2 protein-coding genes are annotated in these 3,075 nt (G+C 41.5%); one reads left to right on the top strand and one right to left on the bottom strand.

The genetic code is table 11. The features are described 5' to 3' along the window. Positions 1-780: hypothetical protein (locus tag J7J62_06905; protein MCD6124883.1), on the bottom strand; the 780-nt coding region annotated here is incomplete at its 3' end. A gap of 159 nt (positions 781-939) precedes the next feature. Here J7J62_06905 and J7J62_06910 point away from each other — a divergent pair. After that, entirely contained in the window at positions 940-2,898 is a 1,959-nt protein-coding gene (locus J7J62_06910; protein MCD6124884.1) for a peptidyl-prolyl cis-trans isomerase, read from the top strand. The last annotated feature ends 177 nt before the right edge of the window (positions 2,899-3,075 follow it).

The raw sequence follows: 3,075 nt of genomic DNA on the forward strand, positions 1-3,075 counted from the left end.
GTGTTGTATGTTAAGGTCTGAGGCGCCCGAACCGCTTAAAATCTTTGCGCCGAGAAGCCTGCTTATTTCGTTATAATCGACTTTGTCCCCTACTATTGAAAGATTAGCAAATGTTTTGCTATCAAGAGAAAGTGAATCGAGCCTTAATTCAAAGTCAGATTTTGGCATCACGATTCTGCCGTCAGCATACAGCAATCCTTTGTTCATCAACGCTTTACCAGAACTTCCAACAGTAAATCCATCATCAAGACGCGCAAATAAGCTATCAAAAACAAATGATAAAGAATCGGGTGATGAGCGCAAACTCCCCAAAACATAAATGGATTCAACGCTGGAATCGTTAAATTTCACCTTACCATTCACAACTTGTATCGAATTAACCTCTATCCTCGGGCGTTTTTTGTGCTTTTTCGGCTTTGGCTTTGTAACCCTTTTAGGAACAGTTTTAACCGAAAGTTCAGGATTAACGAGTCTTACAACAGTTAAATTAGCTGGAAACAGTGAACGAAATAAAATGCGCAGGCTATCTGTTGAGAAGAAAAATGTTGCATCGCTGGTTTTACTTTTTAGCCTGAGCTTGGTTATAGTTATTGAACAAGGGGTTATTTTTAAATGAGAATAGTAAATCTTCGCCTTAACCCCCAAAAGGTCAAAAGACCGTCCGAGAATAGCAAGCTGAAGTCGAGGAGATGTAAAGAAAGCGATAATGAACGAGATAAAAATCGCAAAAATAACGAAAACGAACAACACTATTCCAACATTTTTTGACTTACTTCTCATCACATTTAAGATAATTGTAAACAAATATTTTGCAACGCATAGGTAACTGTTGGAAAAAAGTTAAATTTTACTATCTTTAGTGAAAGTTTAACCTTAAATTTCTATTGCGTGTGATGGATACTTGATATTGTTTGTGCATTAAAAAATCTGGGAGGGATTATGGCGCAATCCGTTTTTATGAAAAAACTCAGGGAAAAGATGGGAGTTATATTCATCATCGTTGGTCTTCTCTTTATCGGGATGATGGTTTTCCAGTGGGGGATGAACATAACCGGTCGTTCGAGACAGAAAACTGAGGAAACTATAGCTAAAGTAGGGCAGTCAGAAATAACCATAAGGCAATACAATGATGAGTGGCGAGCACAGGAAAACAGATTCTACGAACGCAACATAACGCTTGACCAGTTTCAGCGCGAAAACATGATGGAACAAGTTTTCCAGATAATGATTAACCGCGAACTTCTAAACAAAGAGTTCTATAAAAAAGGAATCAAAGAAGTTACCGGCAGAGAAATATATGAACGGCTTAAAAGAAATCCGCCCGACTTCATTGTAAACAACCCCAGTTTCCAGACAAACGGCAAATTCGACTATAACAAATACATTAACGCGCTAAATAACCCAGCATATGCGAAAGATTGGGTTCCCGTCGAACAGTATATAGCTTCGGAGATGCCTATCGAGCGTATAAAAGTTCTTGCAAGAACAATGAGTTTCGTCACTATGAGCGAGGCTATGGACCAGTTTTTTCTGGACAGCGCCTATACTAAGGGTGAATACCTTAAAATCGGCCCCGATTGCCTTGGAAGTGAACAAGTGGACACATCTGACGAAGCAATAAAAAATTACTATGAACGAAATCGCGACAAGCTACCCAAACAGCCTTACGCCATTTTCGCGTATGTGGAAATACCCTATCTGCCCTCCTCAAAAGACACAGCCGATGCTTATGAGGAAGCGAAAACTGTTTACGACAGGCTTAAGTCGGGCGAAGACTTTGGCGACCTTGCTGAAGCATATTCAAAGGATTATCAAACTGCGCAAAAAGGCGGTGATATCGGTTTCATCAAGCTCGAGAATCTCTTTCCTCAGATTGCTGAGGCAATAGCCAAGCTTGACACCGGTCAATTCACCGAGCCAATAGAAACTCAAAATGGATTCCACATAGTAAAACTTGAGGAGGTGCGAACAGTAGAGGACACAGTAACTGGCACTGTGGACACATTCTACCACATTAGGCACATAATGATAACTATTGAGCCGGGATACGAGACTGCAGATAGTATAGAAAAACTTGCCCAAAAAGTTGTAGATTATGCGAGAGAGCACGGAATTTATGACGCTGCCAAGAAATTCGGGCTACAGGTAAAAACCACGCCTCCAGTACACCCAAATGAAGCTATACCCGGCATAGGACTAAGAACACTAATAAACACCTTCGCATTTCAAGAGGGACCCGGTGCTGTTCCCGATGTAGTGCGCAGTCAGGGCAAATATTTCGTTCTTCAGGTTATTGAAGCGACACCGCCAAAACTCGAAACAGTCGATGACTACAGGGATATTATAAAGAAGATGATAATTCAGGACGCTAAAAAGGAAATTTGCAGAAAAGTGGCTTACAAAGCGTATCAGATGGCACGAGCGAAAACCCCGTTTAAAAAGATTGCGGAAACTCTGGGACTCGAGTATGGAATCATAGGTCCCATCCACCCCGTAGAGGTGCTCAAGGACACCGCCAAGAAATACGACCCGTGGTTAGTGGGCGCACTATCTGGACTTAAAAGCGATTCGCTTTCTGGAGTTATCGAGGCTGACAGCGGAAAGTTCTACATTGTTCACCTTCTCGAACGCAAAAAGGTTGATTATTCCCACTTCAAAGATGTAGCCACACAAATAAGACAGAGCATTTTCAAGATAAAACAGGAGAGCGCATACGACATGTGGCTAACCAATTTGAGAAGAAAGGTTCCTATAGAAGATTTAAGGTTAAAGTACATTGACATAGGGCAGAAAAAAGAGGAAACGGAAACTCCACCGGAAACCAGCACAACAACTGCCGAACAGGAAACTTCAGAAGGCGAGACCCCGAAGGAAGTTTCAGAACCCCAGAATAAATAAATTTTTTATCTCTCGAAATGTTTTTGCAAACCTGAATTCATGTGTAGGTTACCTTTTTCTCGGCTGAATCTAAATAAAACTTCGAATTGAGTATTAACAGTTGGGCGGTTCCATATAAAATCTTTCGCGCCCAGCAGGATTTGAACCTGCGACCTTCAGCTCCGGAGGCTGACGCTC

It is taken from the genome of bacterium, from assembly GCA_021159335.1.
Classification (GTDB): domain Bacteria; phylum UBP14; class UBA6098; order B30-G16; family B30-G16; genus JAGGRZ01.

Excerpts from the sequence above, each read along its gene's own strand:
- J7J62_06910 (MCD6124884.1), top strand. The coding sequence starts at position 940 with ATGGCGCAATCCGTTTTTATGAAAAAACTCAGGGAAAAGATGGGAGTT.